This is a genomic window from Collinsella aerofaciens, from assembly GCF_001405375.1.
GTDB classification, from domain to species: Bacteria; Actinomycetota; Coriobacteriia; order Coriobacteriales; family Coriobacteriaceae; genus Collinsella; species Collinsella aerofaciens_F.
Genome location: NZ_CYYP01000002.1, coordinates 76,850 through 97,388, shown reverse-complemented (window position 1 = coordinate 97,388; position 20,539 = coordinate 76,850). Strand labels below are relative to the sequence as shown.

At 60.8% G+C, this 20,539-nt stretch carries 15 protein-coding genes and 1 tRNA gene; 9 read left to right on the top strand and 7 right to left on the bottom strand.

Features of this window, described 5'->3' with window-relative positions:
• Positions 1 to 41: 41 nt before the first annotated feature.
• Together ARB25_RS01510 and ARB25_RS01505 are read left to right on the top strand one after the other, a co-directional pair.
• The gene (locus ARB25_RS01510) at positions 42 to 215 is read left to right on the top strand and encodes a hypothetical protein (RefSeq protein ID WP_022094005.1); all 174 of its coding nucleotides are present in this window, start codon (positions 42 to 44) and stop codon (positions 213 to 215) included.
• Between the two features lie 323 nt (positions 216 to 538).
• The gene (locus tag ARB25_RS01505; protein WP_055285306.1) at positions 539 to 1,891 is read left to right on the top strand and encodes an ATP-binding protein; all 1,353 of its coding nucleotides are present in this window, start codon (positions 539 to 541) and stop codon (positions 1,889 to 1,891) included.
• A gap of 73 nt (positions 1,892 to 1,964) precedes the next feature.
• On the opposite strand, the gene ARB25_RS01500 is transcribed toward ARB25_RS01505, so the two are convergent.
• The 3 genes from ARB25_RS01500 to ARB25_RS01490 all read right to left on the bottom strand — a co-directional run bounded on the left by ARB25_RS01500 (position 1,965) and on the right by ARB25_RS01490 (position 5,428).
• Positions 1,965 to 3,467, bottom strand: a complete 1,503-nt coding sequence (locus ARB25_RS01500) for a hypothetical protein (RefSeq protein ID WP_055285305.1) — start codon at positions 3,465 to 3,467, stop codon at positions 1,965 to 1,967.
• Positions 3,468 to 3,694: 227 nt separating this feature from the next.
• A complete protein-coding gene (locus ARB25_RS01495; protein WP_055285304.1) occupies positions 3,695 to 4,702 on the bottom strand; it encodes a DUF5692 family protein in 1,008 nt (335 codons plus the stop codon).
• Positions 4,703 to 4,765: 63 nt separating this feature from the next.
• Complete coding sequence (locus ARB25_RS01490) at positions 4,766 to 5,428, bottom strand: TetR/AcrR family transcriptional regulator (RefSeq protein WP_055285393.1); 663 nt, start codon at positions 5,426 to 5,428, stop codon at positions 4,766 to 4,768.
• 188 nt (positions 5,429 to 5,616) lie between these two features.
• On the opposite strand from ARB25_RS01490, the gene ARB25_RS01485 reads away from it, so the two are divergent.
• From ARB25_RS01485 to ARB25_RS01455, 7 genes are all read left to right on the top strand, one after another.
• On the top strand, positions 5,617 to 8,394 hold the full coding sequence (locus ARB25_RS01485) for an FAD-dependent oxidoreductase (protein WP_172676301.1): 2,778 nt from the start codon (positions 5,617 to 5,619) through the stop codon (positions 8,392 to 8,394).
• Positions 8,395 to 8,586: 192 nt separating this feature from the next.
• Complete coding sequence (locus ARB25_RS01480) at positions 8,587 to 9,015, top strand: hydrogenase maturation nickel metallochaperone HypA/HybF (protein WP_055285303.1); 429 nt, start codon at positions 8,587 to 8,589, stop codon at positions 9,013 to 9,015.
• A 404-nt stretch (positions 9,016 to 9,419) separates the two neighbouring features.
• Positions 9,420 to 10,409, top strand: a complete 990-nt coding sequence (locus ARB25_RS01475) for a PTS sugar transporter subunit IIB (protein WP_006235196.1) — start codon at positions 9,420 to 9,422, stop codon at positions 10,407 to 10,409.
• Between the two features lie 18 nt (positions 10,410 to 10,427).
• Positions 10,428 to 11,246, top strand: a complete 819-nt coding sequence (locus tag ARB25_RS01470) for a PTS mannose/fructose/sorbose transporter subunit IIC (RefSeq protein WP_055285302.1) — start codon at positions 10,428 to 10,430, stop codon at positions 11,244 to 11,246.
• A 16-nt stretch (positions 11,247 to 11,262) separates the two neighbouring features.
• Positions 11,263 to 12,183, top strand: coding sequence for a PTS system mannose/fructose/sorbose family transporter subunit IID (locus ARB25_RS01465; protein ID WP_022094170.1), 921 nt, complete (start codon positions 11,263 to 11,265; stop codon positions 12,181 to 12,183).
• 120 nt (positions 12,184 to 12,303) lie between these two features.
• Positions 12,304 to 12,702, top strand: a complete 399-nt coding sequence (locus ARB25_RS01460) for a DUF956 family protein (protein WP_006235193.1) — start codon at positions 12,304 to 12,306, stop codon at positions 12,700 to 12,702.
• A gap of 135 nt (positions 12,703 to 12,837) precedes the next feature.
• Positions 12,838 to 12,913, top strand: a tRNA-Arg gene (locus ARB25_RS01455).
• A 427-nt stretch (positions 12,914 to 13,340) separates the two neighbouring features.
• On the opposite strand, the gene pknB is transcribed toward ARB25_RS01455, so the two are convergent.
• The 4 genes from pknB to ARB25_RS01435 form a co-directional block, all read right to left on the bottom strand.
• A complete protein-coding gene (gene pknB, locus ARB25_RS01450) occupies positions 13,341 to 15,302 on the bottom strand; it encodes a Stk1 family PASTA domain-containing Ser/Thr kinase (protein WP_055285301.1) in 1,962 nt (653 codons plus the stop codon).
• Positions 15,303 to 15,434: 132 nt separating this feature from the next.
• Positions 15,435 to 18,305, bottom strand: a complete 2,871-nt coding sequence (locus ARB25_RS01445; RefSeq protein ID WP_055285300.1) for an FtsW/RodA/SpoVE family cell cycle protein — start codon at positions 18,303 to 18,305, stop codon at positions 15,435 to 15,437.
• Positions 18,306 to 18,321: 16 nt separating this feature from the next.
• Positions 18,322 to 20,121, bottom strand: a complete 1,800-nt coding sequence (locus ARB25_RS01440) for a Stp1/IreP family PP2C-type Ser/Thr phosphatase (protein ID WP_055285299.1) — start codon at positions 20,119 to 20,121, stop codon at positions 18,322 to 18,324.
• A complete protein-coding gene (locus tag ARB25_RS01435; protein WP_006235180.1) occupies positions 20,118 to 20,534 on the bottom strand; it encodes an FHA domain-containing protein in 417 nt (138 codons plus the stop codon). Before ARB25_RS01435 ends, ARB25_RS01440 begins: the two co-directional genes overlap by 4 nt.
• Positions 20,535 to 20,539 lie beyond the last annotated feature (5 nt).

Here is a 20,539-nt window from a genome sequence, read left to right as displayed (position 1 = left end):
ATCGATGATGTTGAACGGATGCGATGCGAGGAGCTATGCAGATGAAAGACGAGATCAAGACAAGCGCGCCGGCGCTCAAGCCCACGTCCAAACCGGCGCCCAAGCCGCGCGACCCCTATATCCGTGCCGAGAACGAGGACGACGACGGCTACGATCCCTACAGTGATCGCCGCCCCGAGCGCGAGCCAATGTTCGAAGCCGACCCGTGGCGCTGAGTGCCACCCAAAAGGCCACCAATTAAGTTGCGGTGAAATAGGGACTGTTTTGCAGTTTGACCAGCAAAAACAGTCCCTATTTCACCGCAACTGCGTTAGGGATCTTTCTACAGGGGGAGGGTAGTCAAAAAAGCCCCGTCCCAAATTAACTGCTCGGGGAGTCGCATTCGAGCTCGGTTGTCCTCTTAGCCACTCGATATCCTTCGGAGCAATAACAGTGAAAAAACTTGCTTAAGTGTTAATCAAGCTACACACAATCTTGCTCTTCAATTAATCAAGAATAGGTATAATTTTGATTAGCTAGAGAGCAAGATTGGAGAATTATGGCATTCAACGACTTGGTCGCCCGGAAAATAAAGGACTTTGAACAGCAGGGGGTTCCGCGGGTCTTTGAGCGAGACCTTGATCTAGGAAATCCACAGGAGCCAAAGCGCGACAACATCGTAAATGTGATTGTGGGGGCCCGCCGTTGTGGAAAGACGTATCGCCTGTATCAGGAGATGCGGCGGCTTCAGAGCCGGGGCGTCGAGCTTGACCGGATGCTTTACTTCAATTTTGAGGATGAGCGCTTGCGCCCGTATGAGCCATCGCTGCTGGCGGACGTGCTCGACACGTTCTATGCGCTGTATCCTGCTGCTCGAACCGAGGGCGCTTATATTTTCTTTGACGAGATCCAGGAAATTCCCGAATGGGGTGCGTTTCTGCGGCGTGTAGTCGATACGGAGAAAGCGACCGTCTATGTGACGGGATCTTCTTCTAAGATGCTGTCCTCAGAACTTAAGAGCGAGTTCAGGGGTCGTTCTCTTGTGCGAGAGCTTTTTCCATTGAGCTTTTCGGAATACGTTCGATATAAGACGGGGAACGTTCCCGAGCCAGATGTGACCTTTTCCCCGAGCGATGCGGCGCTGCTTCGACATCATCTGATCGGATATCTTGAACGAGGGGGATTCATCGCGACACTTGGGCAGACGCCCGCAGACGCGATTCAGCTGCTACAGGAATATGCTTCGCGAACGGTCGCCATGGACGTCGTTGAACGCTACGACGTCAAGAACCCTCGCCTGGCATCGCTGTTCCTGACGCGGTGTATGGCATCTTCGGGACGAGAGCTGTCGGTGAACAAAGTGTACAACGAGTTCAAGAGCAGGCAGATACCCGTCAGTCGTAATTCGCTCAGCGATTTACTTGAGTATTATGAGGATGCCTACCTGTTATTTTCTGTGCCGGAGTTCACGCGTTCATTGGCAAATAACATGCGGTCTGCGTCTAAGGTCTACGCTGTCGACCCTGCGATGTTTGGAGCATTCTCTCCCGCATCAGCATTGGACCAGGGCCAGAGGCTCGAGACCGCAGTGTTCAATGCGCTAAGAAGAAGGACTCCCGCGGTGAGGACCGGCTCGGTCTGCCGCCTGCTGATCAAAGAGAAGAGCAAAAGCCATGAGGTGGACTTTGTGGCTGGGGACGCACTTCTCATGCGGGCTTATAGCCTGATTCAGGTGAGTGTGGATATGGCAAGTGAGAAAACGCGCGAGCGCGAAATTGCCGCGCTTGATGCCTCGATGGCCCAGTTCGATCTTGGCGAGTCGGCAATCGTTACCATGGATGAGCAGGCCGATATTCCATGCGAGCACGGTGCGGTACACGTTGTGCCCGCATGGAAGTGGCTCCTTGCCTAATCATCTACGGATCTGTGGGGCCAGGACCTCCTGGCCCCTTCATCACGGTTGGGGAGCACCATGATGCGCCCGGCTAGTCTTGGGCTTTGATGCTCGGCATCAGAATCTGGGCGAGGTAGTCGCATTCGAGCTTGGTGGCGGCGTCAGCCTTGCCGTCTTTGCCGACCAGCACGTTCTTGATCTGGCTATAGGTGTAGCGGTTGCCGGTCGTAAGCTCGACAAGCTCAATGGCCGTGTCCATGGGGTAGGTCGACACGGGGTCTTGCGTGCGCCCGTTGATGGTCTGGGGCACCACGTACGGATAGACGGGGCCGCTGGCGTAGACGGTGTAGCCGTTGCCGAGGCTTGCCGCACCCAAAACCGCATCGCCCTCATCGGGCGTAAAGCTCTCGCCCTCGCGCACCGCGACGAGCGTCACGAGCGGTGTGTTGGTGTCGCCGTCCAGATAAATGCACAGCGTGCTGCCGTTTTGCCAAGTCGCGACTTTGCCGTACCACTCAACGGGAATATCGAGCTGATACAGGTCCGTTGCCTTATGTCGAGCATCGGCGTCGCGGGCCGCCTGTGCCTCGCGGGAGCTCACGGCGTTGACGGCGGCGTCACGGCGCGCGGTTGCCGCCTGCTGGAGCACCTTTGCGACCGCGGCGGAGTTCACCCCGCCTTCCTCGGCATACTTGGCGGCGGCATCGATCTGGTCGTCAGTCACCGTGTCGGCCGAAGGCACCTTGAGCTTAAAGGTGGCCTGGGCACTCAAATCCTGCCCATCGCTCTTAATGGTGACCTGCGCCTTGGTGGTCGGGACAGTGTAGATGGTGCCGTCGGCCGCGATGGGGGATCCAGCAATGGAGAACGTGTAATCGCCGGGCAGCAGCTTAATGCCACGACCATGCTCGTCAACGTAGAGCGTTTCGCTCACGGAAGAACCGTCGGAATCCTGCCCGCTCACCTGCACGGGAATCTTGGAGCCGGCGGAACAGTCGAGCCCCGCGGCGTGTACGCCAATCTGCACCGACATCATCGTGTGGGCATTGGCGGCGGTGATGGCAGCCTGCTCTTGCCGGTATCCGTTCCAGGCTGCGTAGCCCGCGCCGCCGGCGACAAGTGCGACGGCAACAACGCCTGCCACCATCAGGTTGCGTCGCTTGGGCGACATCTTGCGGTGACGGGCCTCGGCCTCATGTGCCGAGGGAACGGACGGTAGGGGAATATCGCCCATGGCGATGGTCTCGTCTACGACAGGCGTAGAGCCCAGGCCGGGAAGCTCGCGGGTCAGCGAATCTTCGGCCGGCAAGCTGTCGAGCAAGATGGTTTCCTCGCTCGTGTCGGATTCGGGCCGGTCGTCGGCCTCGCATTCGGATTCCTCGTGCCCCGCCTCGTCTTCGGTGAGCGCGGTGCCATCGTCTTTTGCATCCCGATCATCGGGCTGCGCCTCGATTTCCGGCTCATCCCGCACATCAACGCTCGAATCGTCAAACGCAATCTCGGCCAGCGCGATCTGGTCTAGGCTCTCCAGGGCCTCGGCACACGCTTCTGCATCTTGGGCCGCATCCTCGTGGCCACGCGTCTCATCTTTCATATATCCCCCAAGCTCAATATCGGGACAACACTGTACCCAAAAACGGGACCCCATAGAGCCGCCGCATGATTTGAAATCCGATTTTATATATGCGCATGTTTTTGAATGAAAGTACAACAACAAAAAGCCCCGGAAAGCGGGCGAATCGCTTTCCGGGGCTGCGCATGACGCGCGATTGCGGCGTCGGCTAAGTTTGCCTACATCCAAATGTGGACGGAATAAACACGTTACTCGGCGTGCGCGTAATCAACCTTGGCGCGGCGGGCAGTGGCCTTCTCCCAATCGCTGGTGCCCTCAAAGACATCCTGCTTGTAGGGATTGCGGCCGAGCTTCTTGGCGCGGTAGGCGATGTAGATGATCGCGGCGATGTTGGCGACCAGCGCGGCGATCGAGACCGCGGTAGCGGCGCCGGGGTCGAGCGTGGAGTGGGTCACAAAGATGGACTCCTCCTGGAAGTACGGGAACACCTGGGCAAACATGCACCAAATGGCCAGCGTAAAGGCGCGGTTCTGAATCCAGCCGCCCTTGTTCCAGATAAAGGCGGCGACGGTGGGCGCCAGCAGCAGCGCAAAGCCGCAGAACCAGGAGTGGGTGGGCAGGCAGTTGTAGGTGTAGCAGAAGTTCCAGATATCGTAGGCGATGATGTAGACCCAGGTCATGTCGGGCCACAGCATGTCGGTCTGATCCTCGGAGGCGTAGACGCTCCACCAACCGGTCATGCAGAAGATGTTGATGATACCTGCGATGCCGTTGAACACGTTGTTCCAGCCGGCCAGCTGCGTAGCACCTTCGGAAGTGACCCAGGTGGACTCGCCCAGGACAAAGAAGTGATAGGCGCTCTCAAAGTCGGACACGACGGCGATCATGATGTTGATGGCGACGATCACAAACGGCCATGCGCGGAACCAATGCGCCTTGCCGATCTTGCCCCACTGGTACTTAATGGCGATGAAGCCCCAGCAACCGGCCAGTGCCGCGTATACCTTGGCGTAATGGAACCAGCTGTTCTGATACACGTGGGTGGGGTTGGTGAGCGCCCACTCGGCGCCCTGTGAGACGCCCACGGCGATGGCGACGCAGTAGATGGTCATGGCCAGCGGAGCCACGCCAAAGATGATGGCCGCGCCCAGCTTGGTGCGGCGGCCGACCTCGTTGAGCACGATCAGGCCAATAAAGACCATGGCCCAGCCGGCCCAGTGGATAAGGGTATCGCTACCCCAAACATCGAACAGCATGCTGCTCTCCTTTCACACGCCCGCGGCCCCTCTTCTGATCGCGGGCAGTTTGGCCAAATGTCGTCAGTTCTGGGGCTTGCGCTCCGGATACTTGGCGGTATAGCCCTCGATGTGGAGCGTCGAGGCGATGATTTCCTTGACCGTCTCGTCGGGCACATCGGGGTGCGTGCGGATATACATCAACAACCCCATGATGAGGGTGTAGAACGTCTCGTAGACATGGTCGATGCGTAGCTCATGATGGGCGACAAAATCCACCACGGTGGTGTCGCAGATATACTGCGCCACGCGTTGGACCACGTTGTGCAAAAAGCCGCCGTAGAGCGCGCCGCTGCTCGAGGTGAGCGTACTCGGCAGCTCGTGGCCGCTGGCGACCAGACGCTTAAAGAGCGGGGCGACGGTGTCGAGCGCGCCCTCGATATCACCGACGGTGCGGCCGGCGTTCCACTGCTCGAGCTCGGAGATAAAACCGTCGATCGCCTCGTCCATAACAGCGGTGACGGCGGCGTCCATATCGGCAAAGTAGTGGTAGAACAATGAGCGCGTACAGCCGGCTCGCTTGGTCACGGCCGAGACAGATAGATGCGACACGCCCAGCTCGGAACTCACGGTGCGCACGGCGGCGAGGATTTCGCGACGGCGTTCGTCGCCCGTCAAGCGCTTTGCCGCGCTGTCGGTCGTGGGGACGGCGTCGGCCACAGAGATGTTCACTGTGTTATCGCCCATGCGCTTGCTGCCTTTCATCCTCTTTTGCCTGACCGTTCGCCTAACAGTCTTGAATATTGTTGACGGTTCGTCAATACTATTTTTGACACAATGTCAACAATGGCGGGTGAACGGCATGGGGGCATGCCCGGCCTGCAAAAAGTGGGGCGCTGCGGCCTCGTCGTGCTGCGGCAAGAGAAGGGACAACCATGATTCTCAACGGACCGGGAATTAGCTACACCGAGCCCGATATCGGTTCGGAGTTCGTGCCGCCGCTGCCGGAGCATCCGCGCGAGGCAATCGTCAAGCTGTGCGAGCACTGCACCAACCGTCTGCTGCATCGCGACGAGCTGCTGGGCTACGAGTATTGGTCGTTTGCCGAGGCCGCAACCGACGAGCAGGCCGAAGTGCTCTGCAAGATGAAGATGCGCCGTCCCTATACGCTGCCCGAGATGGTCAAGCTCACCGGCATGCCCGAGGCCGATATCGAGAAGATGCTCGATGACATGAGCTACACGGGTCTGCTCGAGTACAACTGGGAAAACCCCGAGCGCGCCAAGCAGTGGGTGCTGCCCATGCTGGTGCCGGGTTCTGCCGAGTTCCTCAACATGCGCGTGAGCCAGCTCGAGGAGCACCCGGTCTTTGCCAAGTTCTTTGAGCAGGCGTCCAAGGGACCGCTGTCCAAAGCCACGCCGATGGTACCGCCCGGAGGCGCCGGCATCGGTATGCATGTCATTCCGGTCGAGAAGGCTATCGATGCTTCGAGCACCTCGGTGCCGATCGAGCATATCGAGCATTGGCTCGACAAATACGAGGGTAAATATGCCGCCAGCACCTGCAGCTGCCGCGCGAGCCGTCGCGTGATGGGAGAGGGCTGCGCCGACGACCCGGCCGATTGGTGCATCGCCGTGGGCGATATGGCCGACTACGTGGTCGAGACCGACCGTGGGCATTACGTGACGCGCGACGAGGTCTACGACATCCTGCGCCAGGCCGAGGACAACGGTTTTGTGCACCAGATCACCAACATCGACGGCGAGAACAAGATCTTCGCTATCTGCAACTGCAACGTTAACGTATGTTATGCCCTGCGCACCTCTCAGCTGTTCAACACGCCCAACCTGTCGCGCTCGGCCTATGTCGCCAAGGTCGAGAAGGACAAGTGTGTTGCCTGCGGTCGCTGCGTTGAGGTGTGCCCGGCCGGTGCCGCCAAGCTCGGCCAAAAGCTCTGCAGCAAAAAGGCGGGCGGACAGGTGCCCGAGTATCCACGCCAGGAGCTGCCCGACGCCACCAAGTGGGATCACACCAAGTGGTCGCCCAACTACCGCAACGATAACCGCATCGAGACGCACGAGTCCGGCACCGCGCCTTGCAAGACGGCTTGCCCTGCTCACGTTGCCGTTCAGGGCTACTTAAAGCTTGCGGCGCAGGGCCGCTATGACGAGGCACTGGCACTCATCAAGCGCGAGAACCCGCTGCCCGCTATCTGCGGCCGTGTGTGCAATCGCCGCTGCGAGGATGCCTGTACCCGCGGTCGCGTGGACGAGGCCGTGGCCATCGACGAGGTCAAGAAGTTTATCGCTCAGCGCGATCTGGACGCCGCGACCCGCTACGTCCCACCCGTGGTGACGCCGACGCGCGCTGGCGGCTTCGACCAAAAGATTGCCATCATCGGCGCCGGTCCGGCCGGTCTGTCCTGCGCTTTTTATCTGGCCGAGAAGGGCTACAAGCCCGTCGTGTTCGAGAAGAACGAACGCCCGGGCGGCATGCTCACCTATGGCATTCCCAGCTTTAAGCTGCAGAAGGATGTTGTCGAGGCCGAGGTCGAGGTCATTCGCCTGATGGGTGCTGAGTTCCGCTATGGCGTGGAAGTCGGTCGCGACGTGACACTCGACGAGCTGCGCGCGCAGGGCTTTAAGGCCTTCTACGTGGCCATTGGCTGCCAGGGCGGCCGCCTTGCCGGTATTCCGGGCGAGGATGCCGAGGATGTGACCGTGGCCGTCGACTTCCTTCGCGAGGTTAACAGCGGCAAGATCGACGCACTGCCTGGCCGCACCGTCGTGGTGGGCGGTGGCAACGTGGCTGTCGATGTCGCGCGCAACGCCTGCCGTCTGGGTTCCGAGCACGTTGAGATGTTCTGCCTGGAGAGCGAGGCCCAGATGCCCGCCAGCGAGGAGGAGCGTCGCGAGGCCGTTGAGGACGGCGCTCACATCAGCTGCGGCTGGGGCCCCAAGGAGGTTCACCTGGACGAGGCCGGTCGCGTATGTGGCATCACCTTTAAGCGCTGCACGCGCGTCTTTGACGACGAGGGCCGTTTTGCGCCCGAGTACGATGAGAACGATCTGCGCCGTGTCGATGCCGACCGCGTGGTCATGTCGATTGGCCAGTCCATTGTGTGGGGCGACCTGCTGGCTGGCTCCAAGGTGGAGCTTGGCCGTGGCCAGGGTGCCCTTGCCGATCCCCAGACCTACCAGACCGCCGAGCCCGACATCTTTGTGGGCGGCGACGTCTATACCGGTCCGAGCTTTGCCATCGATGCCATCGCCGCCGGTCACGAGGCCGCCGTGTCTATCCATCGCTTTGTGCAGCCGGGATCCACGCTCACCATCGGCCGCAACCAGCGCCGCTACACCGCGCTCGACCGCGACGATGTTGTGATCGAGCGCTACGACAACGCGAGCCGCGAGGTTGCCCGCGTGGACCGCGAGCGCGAGAAGGCTGCGCCGTTTAGCGAGTATGTCGAGACCTTTACCGAGGAACAGGTGCGCGCCGAGACCGCCCGCTGCCTGGGCTGCGGCGCATCGATCGTCGACCCCAACAAATGCATCGGTTGCGGCCTGTGCACCACCAAGTGCGCGTTTGACGCCATCCATCTGGACCGCGACCGCCCCGAGTGCTCAACGATGGTCAAATACGAGCAAAAGCTCCCAAGCCTCGGCAAGTATGCGCTCAAGCGCGCCATCAAGATTAAATTTGGGAAGAAGTAAGAAACGCAACAAGCAGGAGAACGGCGCAGAGAGCGGTTAGACAGCGAGCGAGTCCCAGGCGTGGCGAGGTGCCTTGAAAGAGGAGGGCATAGGGCTTTTGCCCATGCCCGACGATTGAAAGGCAGATCGTCCGTCTGGGGCTCGCGCAGCGTCAAGCCGACCGCCGTTCGTTAGAACGGCGGAAGGAAATAAATGCACGAGCTCGGAATCGTCTATCACATCATTCGCGATGTCGAGAATGTGGCGCGCGCCAATGGCGTGCGTCGCGTTTCGAGCGTGACGTTGCTGCTGGGCGAAGTCTCGGGCGTCGTTCCCGACTTGCTGCTCGACGCTTGGCGCTGGGCAGCAGATAAAAAGCCTATCACCGAGGGCGCGGAGCTTATCGTGGAGCCTGTCGAGGCCGTGACGCATTGCGAGGCGTGCGGCTGCGACTACGTGACAGTCGAGCACGGCAAGACCTGCCCCCATTGCGGTAGCGGCGAGACCTATTTGCTGCAGGGCCAAGAGGTAATGATCAAACAGATCGAGACCCCCGACGAGGATCCAGCAGACGCCGCCCCCGACGGCCCTTCTGACGCCCCCGACGCCGTCGACGCCGCCAACCCCCTCCGCATCGTCTAGGACCCCCTATAAGTTGCGGTGAAATAGTTCCTAAATCCAGCCTTCTGGCTCTTAAACAAGAACTATTCCACCGCAACTATTTTGAGTGGTTTCGTAGAACATAAGTCACGATAATAGTCAAGTCATGTCTGTTTAAACAAAATAGCGGCAGTACAAGCGCATTCGCGCTTGCCAAAATCGATATTAATGAACAGCCTGTTTGTATCTGTAAAATGCATGGCTTGATGTGCGACGCCTTGGCGTGTAATGAGTCAAAAAGCGGTAACGTAATCAATTTGTAACAAACTTAGACGTTTAAACAAATAATCCAACCTTTTGCGAATTTAGCTATAATTCCACAAACCAAACAGGTATACTTCCTTCATGTCGTGTAGGAAATACGTAGACAAAAAGGAGGTTATGTGATGGTAAGTATTGTTCTTGCTAGCCACGGGGACTTGGCAGCTGGAATCAAGCAGACGGGCTCGATGGTCTTTGGCGATCAGCCGTCTGTTGCCGTGGTCTCGCTCGAGCCGAGCATGGGCCCCGACGACTTCCGTGCCAAGGTCGAGGAAGCAATCGCTTCCTTCGAGGACCAGGAGCAGGTGCTCTTCCTCGTTGATCTGTGGGGCGGCACGCCGTTCAACCAGATCAGCGGGCTCATCGAGGGCCATGATTCCTGGGCTATCGTCACCGGTGTCAACCTGCCTATGCTCATCGAGGCATATTCGCAGCGCTTTGACGCAAAGAACACTGCACATGCGATCGCAAAACATCTCGTGACTGAGGCTAAGGCTGGCGTGCGCGTCAAGCCCGAGTCTCTGGAGCCCGAGGAGAAGAAGCCGGCTGCGGCCGCCGCTGCTCCTGCAGGCGCCATCCCTCCGGGAACGGTCATCGGCGACGGGCACATCAAGATTGCCCACGTCCGTATCGACACCCGTCTGCTTCATGGTCAGGTGGCCACCACGTGGACCAAGCAGATCAACCCCAACCGCATCATCGTGGTTTCCGACGGCGTTGCTCACGACGAGCTCCGCAAGACCATGATCGAGCAGGCTGCCCCTCCGGGAGTCCATGCCAACGTCGTGCCCATCAAGAAGATGGCCGAGGTCGTCAAGGACACGCGCTTTGGTGACACCAAGGCCATGCTGCTCTTCGAGAACCCGCAGGATCTGCTCAAGGCCATCGAGGCCGGCGTCGACATCAAGGAAGTCAACATCGGTTCCATGGCTCACTCCAAGGGCAAGGTCGTCGTCACCAACGCCGTCGCCATGGGCGATGACGACGTTAAGACTCTCGAGGCCCTCAAGGCCAAGGGCGTCAAGTTCGAGGTCCGCAAGGTTCCTTCGGATTCCTCCGAGGATCTCGACGCCATGTTGAAGAAAGCTAAGGCCGAACTGGCCGCTCAAGCATAGTAAAGGAGGGTCCGATACATGTCTGCAATCACTATTCTGCTTGTTGCGATTGTCGCGTTGCTTGCCGGTATGGAAGGCATTCTGGATGAGTTCCAGTTCCATCAGCCGCTCGTGGCATGCACGCTTATCGGTCTCGTAACCGGTCACCTTCAGGAGGGCATCCTCCTGGGCGGTTCGCTCCAGATGATGGCCCTTGGCTGGGCTAACGTCGGCGCCGCTGTCGCGCCTGACGCCGCTCTGGCCTCGGTCGCTTCTTCGATCATCATGGTGCTCGCCCTCAACGGTGGCGCCACCGATTCGGCCAAGGCCGTTACCGCCGCCATCGCCGTCGCCGTCCCGCTGTCGGTCGCTGGTCTGTTCCTGACCATGATCTGCCGTACCCTGGCTACCGCTATCGCTCACGCCATGGACGGTTGCGCCGAGAAGGGCGACTTCTCCGGCATCGAGCGCTGGCAGTACGCTGCCATCCTCATGCAGGGCCTTCGTATCGCCATCCCGGCAGTACTTCTGTGCATCATCCCGGCCGAGGCTGTTACCAACGCGCTTAACGCTATGCCCGACTGGCTGTCCGGCGGCATGGCTGTCGGCGGCGGCATGGTCGCTTCCGTCGGTTACGCCATGGTTATCAACATGATGGCCACCAAGGAGACCTGGCCGTTCTTCATCCTCGGCTTTGTCCTTGCTGCCATCCCTCAGCTCACGCTGATCGCCCTTGGCCTCATCGGCATCTCCCTTGCCCTCATCTACCTTGGCCTTAAGGATCTGGCCAAGCAGGGTGGCGGCATGGGCGGCGGCTCCGGTGACCCGCTCGGCGACATTCTGAACGATTACGAGTAGGAGGGGAGTGATACATATGGCAGAGAACAAGATTCAGCTCACCAAGGCTGACCGCAAGAAGGTTTGCTTCCGTCATCAGTTCCTTCAGGGCTCGTGGAACTACGAGCGTATGCAGAACGGCGGCTGGTGCTTCGCAATGATCCCTGCGATCAAGAAGCTCTACACCAGCAAGGATGACCAGATTGCCGCTCTTAAGCGCCACCTGGAGTTCTATAACACCCACCCCTATGTTTCCGCCCCCGTCATTGGCGTTACCCTCGCTCTCGAGGAGGAGCGCGCCAACGGTGCCCCGATTGACGACGTCGCCATTCAGGGCGTCAAGGTCGGTATGATGGGCCCGCTCGCCGGCGTCGGCGACCCCGCCTTCTGGTTCACCCTTCGCCCGATTCTGGGCGCTCTGGGCGCTTCCCTGGCCCTGTCCGGCAGCATCGCCGGTCCGCTGCTGTTCTTCTTCGCGTGGAACATCATCCGTTACGCCTTCCTGTGGTACACGCAGGAGTTTGGCTACAAGGTCGGCTCCTCCATCGCCAAGGACCTCTCCGGCGGTCTGATGGGCAAGGTCACCGAGGGTGCATCCATCCTGGGTATGTTCATCATCGGCGCCCTGGTCGAGCGCTGGGTGTCCATCTCCTTCACCCCGGTCGTCTCCAAGGTCACGCAGTCTGCTGGCGCCTTTATCGACTGGGCTAACCTGCCCTCCGGTTCTGAGGGTGTCAAGGAAGCACTGACGATGTATAACTCCATCGGTGCTAACGCCCTTGATCAGGTGAAGGTCACCACGCTTCAGGCCAACCTCGATCAGCTCATCCCCGGCCTTGCCGCCGTGTGCCTGACCCTGCTGGTCTGCAAGCTCCTCAAGAAGAAGGTCAGCCCGATCGTCATCATCCTGGCTCTCTTCGCCATCGGCATCATCGGTCGCGTCTGCGGCTTCATGTAAGCACGTTTCGGCTTAAGACCGAGAATTGCTAGGCAAGGGCTTTTGAGCCATTGAAACGGACCGCACCCGGTGGGTACACTGGATGCGGTCCGATTGTTTTATTTGGAGGGCGAGGCGCGCATGGCGCAATCTCAGAACAGCACGGTCGATCTGGCAACGCCGGCAACCTGCCTGATGGGGCTTACCAGCCACGGTAACGTGATGGTGGGCAATAAGGCGTTCGAGTACTACAACGAACGTAATCCCGAGGATTATATTCAAATCCCGTGGGACGAGGTCGACTATATTGCCGCCGAGGTTTTGCGCGGCACCAAGAAGATTACGCGTTTTGCCATCTTCACCAAGGACAACGGTCACTTTACGTTTTCGACGCGCGATGACAAAGAGACGTTGCGCGCGGTTCGCAAGTACGTCGACGAGGATAAGCTCGTGCGTTCGCCCGACTTTATCGATGTGACCGCCAAGGGCGCCAAGAGCATCCCATCCGTTATCAAAAACCTCTTCCACAAAGGTAACTAGCTCCTCATAAGTTGCGGTGAAATAGTTCCTAAATACGGCTTTAGATGCTTCAGACGGGAACTATTCCACCGCAACTTCGAAGTCTAGTCATGCGACGTATTGCGATGCAGTAAATCTGCTACACTAGTACAACATGCCTCCGTAGCTCAGGGGATAGAGCACCGCTCTCCTAAAGCGGGTGTCGACGGTTCGAATCCGCCCGGGGGCACCAGAGGAATATCGAGCCCGGTACCGCTACGGTGCCGGGCTCTTCTGGTCTAAGGGCAGGATTCGAGCCGTCGACACCCGCGTCACCAATTTCCCCGCGGGGGGAGTTTTCGAATCCGCCCGGGGGCACCAGAGGATTATGACGGCGTCGCGAGAGCGGCGCCGTTTCTGGTTTGTGGGAGCTGCCGGCGGATTCGAACGGTCGACACCCGCGTCACTCATTTCCCCGCGGGGGAGTTTTCGAATCCGCCCGGGGGCACCAGAGGAATATCGAGCCCGGTACCGTTACGGTGCCGGGCTCTTTTGGTTTAAGGCATGCCGTAGTATTCGCTGCTTCAGATAAAGAAAGCGCCCGCTTGCTGGGGGAGCAAGCGGGCGCCTGTGAGCGAATATGTTTGCGGCGAAAGCCGCGATGAGCGGTGGGGTGGCGACTAGTTGGTCGTACCGGAATCGTCACCCGTGCCCGAGCCAGAGCCCGAACCCGAGCCAGAAAGTGCGACTGTTAGCGTGATCGTGCTGTCGGTGGACTGCTTGCCGGTGGGGGAGACGCCCGTAACGGTGGCATCCTCGTTACCGCTTACGGGATTGCCGTTCTGGTCACAGAAGCCGATGTTATAGAAACCGGCGTTGTTGAGCGCGGTAACGGCGGTGGAAATGCTCTTGCCGTACAGGTTGCCCGGGACAGTGGCCTTGCCGGACTTCTTGGCAATGACGACGGTAATCGTGGCGCCGGGCTTCTGCTTGCCACTGGGGTTCCAGCTGATCACGGTGCCCTCGGTAACCGAGTCGTTCTCCTGGTAGCTAACGTCGACGCCAAAGCCTGCCATATCGAGGGCGTTGCGCGCCTGGGCCTCGGTCATGTCGGTCAGATCGGGGACGGACGTGGTATCCGGGCCGCTCGAGACCTTGTACGAGATGGTCGTGCCCTTCGCGACTTCCTTACCGGCTTCGGTGCCCTGCTCAAAGACCTGGCCCTCATCGGCCTCGTTGGCCTCCTCGGAGGCGTTGCCCTTCAGGCCAACGCTTGCCAGCGCGGCCTCGGCCTGGTCCTTGGTCAGGCCGACAAGCCGGGGAACCTCAACCTTCTCGGAGGGCTTGGGACCCTTGGAGATTACCAGGTTCACCTTGGTGCCCTTGGCCTTCTTGGTGTTGCCGTTGGGCGTCTGCTCGGCGACCTTGCCCTCGTCGACATCGTCGTTGTAGCTTTGGTCGATGGTGCCGACCTCGAGGCCGGCTTCCTTGATCAGCTCGACGGCAGTCTGCTGGTCCTTGCCCAGCACATCGGGCACGGTGACCTGCTCGCCGCCAAAGAGTCCTGTGGCAAAGGCCACCACGATGCCGATGACGGCAACGGCTGCCACCACGGCGGCGATGATCTTGTTCTTGTTGGATTTGGGCTTTTCGACCTCGTAGGAGCCGGTGGAGCCCGAAACCGAGCTACGGGCGGTATTCTGGCCGCTCACGCCCGAGACGGGACGCACCATGGCGCGCGTTTGATCGGAAAGCTCGCGAGTCTTGGTGGCGCCCAGCTCACCGGGGGCACCGATGATGCGCGTGGGCTCCGAGACGTTGACGGCACGGCCCGACAGGTAGCTATTGAGCACCTGACGAAGCTCGTCGGCGGTCTGGAAGCGGTTTGCCGGGTCCTTCTCCATGCACTTGAGGATGATGCGCTCAAGGTCGGCGTCGACACCGGAGTTGATCTGGCTCGGCGGAATAGGCAGCTCGTTGACCTGCTTGAGTGCGACTGAGATAGCGTCGTCACCGTCAAAGGGAACGCGGCCGGTGGCGCACTCGTACATCACGACGCCCAGCGAGTAGATATCCGAGGTGGGGCCGAGGTCCTGACCACGGGTCTGCTCGGGGCTGACGTAGTGGGCGGTTCCCAGCACGTTGTTGTCTTGCGTGAGGTGGCTGTTCTTGGCGCGCGCGATGCCAAAGTCCATCACCTTGATGTTGCCGTCGGGCAGCACCATGATGTTCTGCGGCTTAATGTCGCGGTGGATGATCTCGTGCTTGTGGGCGACCGAAAGCGCGGAGCTAATCTGCGAGCCGATCTGGGCGACCTTCTTGGGGTCGAGGGCGCCGTGGCTCTTGATGCCGCTCTTAAGGTCGGTGCCGCGCAAGTACTCCATGACGATGTAATAGGTGTCGCCGTCCTTGCCCCAATCGTAGACGCCCACGATATAGGGGGAGGAGAGACCGGCTGCTGCCTGGGCCTCCTGCTTAAAGCGTGCGGTGAAGGTTGCGTCGCCAGCATACTGCGGCAGCATAATCTTGACGGCTACCGTGCGGTCGAGGACCTGGTCCTGTGCGCGGTAGACGGTCGCCATGCCGCCTGTTCCCACCTTATCCTTGAGGAGGTATCTTCCCCCGAGGACCCTCTGTTCCATTCCTGCTCCTAACATAACTATTCGCTCAACGATGTGTGTAGTACCTACGATGTGGCCGCTGGGGCCGTGTGACGCGTTGCCGCTAACCCTTAGGCCGCGGCGCGCCTCGGGTGTCCGATTCGATCATGGGCATCACGCTCCCTGTGCGGCAAGCGCCGCGGTCAGGACGATACCGGCGATCTTGGCGGCCTCGACGTCATGCTTGTCGAAATCCTCCAAGGCCACCGAGATGGCGACCGTGGGTGAATCGTAAGGTGCAAAGCCAACGAACATCGAGTTGACGTTGGTGCCGCCAGTCTCGGCCGAGCCGGTCTTGCCGGCGACCTTGACGCCGGGGATTTGGGCATCGGTGCCGGTGCCGGACTGGACGACGGCAAGCATGGCCTGCTTGACCTGGTCGGCCGTGGCGGAGCTGACGGCCTGACCAAGCGAGCGGGACTGCGTGGTCTTGACCACGGTTCCGTCCGGGGCGAGTACCTGGGCTACAAAGTACGGGTCCATGACCACGCCGCTGTTAGCGATGGCGGCGGCAATCACGGCGTTTTGCATGACGGTGGTCTGCGGGCCGGGCGTGTGGTCCATGCCGACAGGCTGGCCGGCGCCGGCCCAGGCGGTCTCCCACTCGGTCATGAGCGACGGGTCGGCCATGATGGAGGCCGCGGAGGTCAGGTCCTGGCCGAGCTTTTGGCCGTAGCCAAAGGCGTTGGCAAACTGCACGAGCGTGTTTGCGCCAACTTCGTTTGCCACCTGGCCAAAGACGACGTTGGAGGACACGGCAAAGGCCTGCTGCAGGCTGATGGTGCCGTAGCTCTCGTTGGCATAGTTGGTGACCGGTGCGTTGCCGATATCCATGGAGCCGGGCGCCTGGTAGGTGCTGGTCAGGCTGGCGGTACCGGTCTCGAGTGCCGCGGAAAGCGTAACGACCTTAAACGTGGAGCCCGGCGTGTACAGCGCGTCCATGGCGCGATTGTACATGGAGCCGTCCTCGCCGCCGCCCGTCTGCAGCAGGGCATCGATGTTGGTGTTGTCGTAGGTGGGCGAGCTGGCACATGCGAGCACCGCGCCGGTACGCGGGTCGATGACCACTACAGCGCCCTTAAAGCCCTTGAGTGCCTGCTCGGCCGCCGTCTGGATACGCGAGTCGATGGTGAGCTTGGCGGTGTTGCCCGGCTGGGTCTGGCCCGCGAGCGACGCGATGGCATTGTTCCAGCTGGAGTAGTCCTTAGAACCGGTGAGCGTGTCGTTCATGACGCTCTCGATGGCGGTGGTGCCATACTGCTGGCTCACGTAGCCAACCACGTGAGCTGCCAGGTTACCGTTGGGGTAGGAGCGTACGTAGGTGCCGTCCTCCTGCTGCAGCGACTCGGCCAGCGTCACGCCGTCGGACGTGATGATGGAGCCGCGCTGGATGTACTTGGAGCGGGCGATGGTGTGGTTGTTGGTCGGCATGTCCTGATAGTCCTTGGCCTTAATGACCTGGACATAGGTGAGGTTGCCGATAAGGATGGCGAACAGCGCCGTAAAGGCGAGCACCGCGCGGGTTAGACGGTTGGCAAGAGCAACGCGGCCGAGCACACCGGATTCAGGCGTGTCGAGCAGGCGACGGCGCATGCGCGAGCCGACGGAATGGCTGCCGCTGCCGTAGGAAGACGAGGTGGCAAAGCGCGTGCCCGTCGGGGCGGCGGCAGATGCGACCTGATCATCGGTGATGGCGGCCATGGTGCCGGTGCCGGTAAGCTCGGCCTCGCGTCCGGTCGCCTCGTCACCGGCGCGCAGCAGGAGCGCGACGATGATAAAGCTCGCCAGCAGAGAGGAGCCGCCCTGGCTCATAAAGGGCAGGGTGACGCCGGTCAGCGGGATCAGGCGGGTTACGCCGCCAACGATCAAGAAGGCCTGGAAGCTGATGGCGGCCGTAAGGCCTGTGGCACTAAAGGCGGCGAGGTCGGATTTAGCGCGGGCAGCCGTGGTGAGGCCACGCACGGCAAAGAGCATAAACAGGATGAGCACGGCGCCGCCGCCCAAAAGGCCCATCTCCTCGCCGATAGCCGAGAAGATAAAGTCGGACTCGACGACAGGGATGTTGTTGGCCATGCCGTTGCCGATGCCAACACCGACCAGACCGCCATCGGCAAGCGAGAAGAGCGACTGGACGATCTGGTAGCCCTGGCCCTGGGCGTCCTTAAACGGATCGAGCCAAACCTGGAAACGCACCTGAACGTGAGACAGGAACTTGTAGGCGCCCACGGCTCCAACGGCTAAGAGCGCAAGGCCGATAACGACATACGAAAAGCGCCCCGTGGCAACGTAGAGCATCAGCAAGAAGATGGTGTAGAACAGCACGGCCGAACCCAGGTCGCGTTCGAAGACGACGACGAGCAGGCACACACCCCACACGGCAAACAGCGGCAGCAGCAGTCGCAGGCGAGGGATCTTAAAGCCCAGAATCTTGCGGTTGGAGATGGAGAGCAGCTCGCGGTTCTCGGCCAGGTAGCCGGCCAGGAACAGGACGATAAAGACCTTGGCGAACTCGCCGGGCTGGATGGTAAAGCCCGCGATGCGAATCCACAGCTTGGAGCCCGAGATCGTGGTGCCGATAAAGATGGGCAGCATCAGCAGGATGATGCCGATAATGCCAAAGGTGTACTTGTAGCGCATGACTACGTCGAGGTTTTTGACCAGTGCGAGCGTTCCCACCATGAGCGCCACCGAGACAAACAGGATGATGAGCTGTGAGATGGCGAGAGCGGGGGCGAGACGCGTCACGAACGTGATGCCGATGCCCGAAAGTATAAATACGATGGGTAGGATGGCGGGGTCGGCGCCGGGCGCCAAGATGCGCACGGCGATATGTGCCGCAGCGAAGGCGGCAAAGAGGCCGATCGGCACGGCGAGCGTCTCAAAGGAGATGGCGGCGCCCGCGGTGAGCACGTACATCGCATACAGCAGGATGACGGGGAACGCCGAGGCGATGAGCAAGAGCAGCTCGGTGTTGCGGCGACTCATAAGCGGCACTCCCTTTCTAGTTCTTTTCGGAGGCTTCGGCCTCGGCGGACTGTTCGGCGGTTTTCTCGGAATCTGATTCGGAGGTCGATCCCTGATTGGTGTTGTCGCGAATCGTTTGCGCGTCGATCACCTGGCGGGTCTGCTCCTCGTCGATCTGGTGGCGGTACTTGGATATCGTGTCCTGCGCATCGTCGACACTTGTTTGCGGAATGCCCGCCTTGAGGCGGTTTTGCGTGTCTTCGGGCAGGTCGGACAGCTTGATGCTGGTTTCGCTTTCGAGCCAGTGGAGCTTGAGTCCGAGTGGCTTGCCGGGCAGGCCGCGCCAGACGGCGACATTGCCCTGGTAGGTACCCAGGTAGTACGAGCCGGTGACACCCGTGTAGGCCCAGATGCCAGCTGCCAGCACAAAGACGAGGGCCAGGATGGCGGCGATAGTAACGTTGCGGCGACGCACGCGTTGCGCCTCGCGCATGACGCCATCGTCAACCAGGTCAACGACTACTACGGTCACGTTGTCGTGGCCACCGGCGGCAAGCGCCGCGTCCACTAGGTTGTCGACGCAGATTTGCGCGGTTGAGGACTGCGTGGCGATGTTCTCGATATCGCTATCGGGAATCATGCTCGAGAGGCCGTCGGAGCACAGGATCAGGCGGTCGCCTTCCTCGATATGCAGAGTGAAGTGGTCGGCATACATGGCGGGGTCCGAGCCCAGTGCGCGGGTGATGACCGAACGGTTGGGGTGGACGCGAGCCTCGTCTGCCGTGATCTCGCCAGCGTCCACGAGCTCCTCCACGTAGGAGTGGTCGCGGGTCACGCGGATGAGCGTGCCCTCGTGGAGCAGGTAGGCGCGAGAGTCGCCCACGTGGGCGATGGCGAGCGTGTCGTTTTCGATATAGGCGCAGGTGGCTGTGCAGCCCATGCCGGGCTTGCCCAGGCCGTTCAGGGCCGCCTCGATTACGGCGGCGTTGGCTGCCTCGACGGCTGCGGCCAGGCGCGCTGCGTCGGCGGACTGCGGGGCCGTCTTGGCAATAGTCTCGACGGCGATGGAAGAGGCTACCTCGCCGGCGGCGTGACCGCCCATGCCGTCGCATACGCAAAAGAGCGGCGACTGCACCAGGTAGGAATCCTCATTGTGCGGGCGCACGCAGCCAACGTCGGAGCGGGCGCCCCACATGAGTTGCGTGGTGGTACCGGCATCATAGGTCGAGTCGGTCTCGATGCGCTCCTCGGTCAGGGGCTCAAAGCTCATGGTCGAGCCGGGGTCTTTGAGCTTGGCCTCAACGGCAGCAACGTCGATCTCGGCGGTGTCACCGGGAGAGACGGTGTCGGTCTCGGCGTTTGATTCGGAATCGCCGGTGTCCGGGGAGTCGGGCTCCTCGGAAACGCGGGCGGTCGACTCGTCGTCTTGCGGGCTGACGTCTATAGGCTCGGGCGCCGGCGTAGACGCGGGCGCAACCTCGGATGCCGGGGCTATGGGAAACGCCGGCGCGGCGGGCTCGGGTGCCGCAAACACCGCAGCGCTCTCGTTGATTGCCGCGGCGACGGGCTCTGCAAAGTGAGCCGGCGCCGGGGCTGCTTCGGGCGCTGTGGGCTGTTCCGCAGCATGTGCGCCGATGGGCGCCGCTACGGCATCCTCTTCGTCCTCGTTATCGGCTAGATCCGAAATATCATGCGTTACATGCGAAAGAGGCAGGGAGAACACGGTGTCCTCGGGTTCCACGGGTGCGGAGCCCGCCGGAGCGGCGTGGGCCGGTGCAGCTGCGGCGGCAGCTGGTGCCTCGGTCATGGTTGCGGACTTGTTCTCCTCGTCGATCATCGACGGTTCACCTTCATGACCACGTCGCCAATCTGGACTTCGTCGCCCTCACGCAGCGTCGCGGGCTCCACGAGCTGGCGACCGTTGACGAGCGTGCCGTTAAGCGAGTTGAGGTCCTCGATGATGAGCGCCGGGCCCTGCAGCGAAAAGCGCGCATGCGAGGCCGAGACGAACGGTTCGTTGATGCAGATGTCCGAAGATGGCGAGCGACCGACGATGACGGGGCCGAGCATGTCTACGTGGATGCCGCGGATACCGCGCGGACCCTTGTCCACATCAATCGTCCAGATAGCCGAGTCGCGGCGCTGCCCGCGCACAAGTCCCACGCCGGTCTTCATGACGGCGAACAGGAAGATATAGAGCAGGGCGACCAGGACGATGCGGCCTGCAAAAAGGACGATATCGATGTTCATAAGCG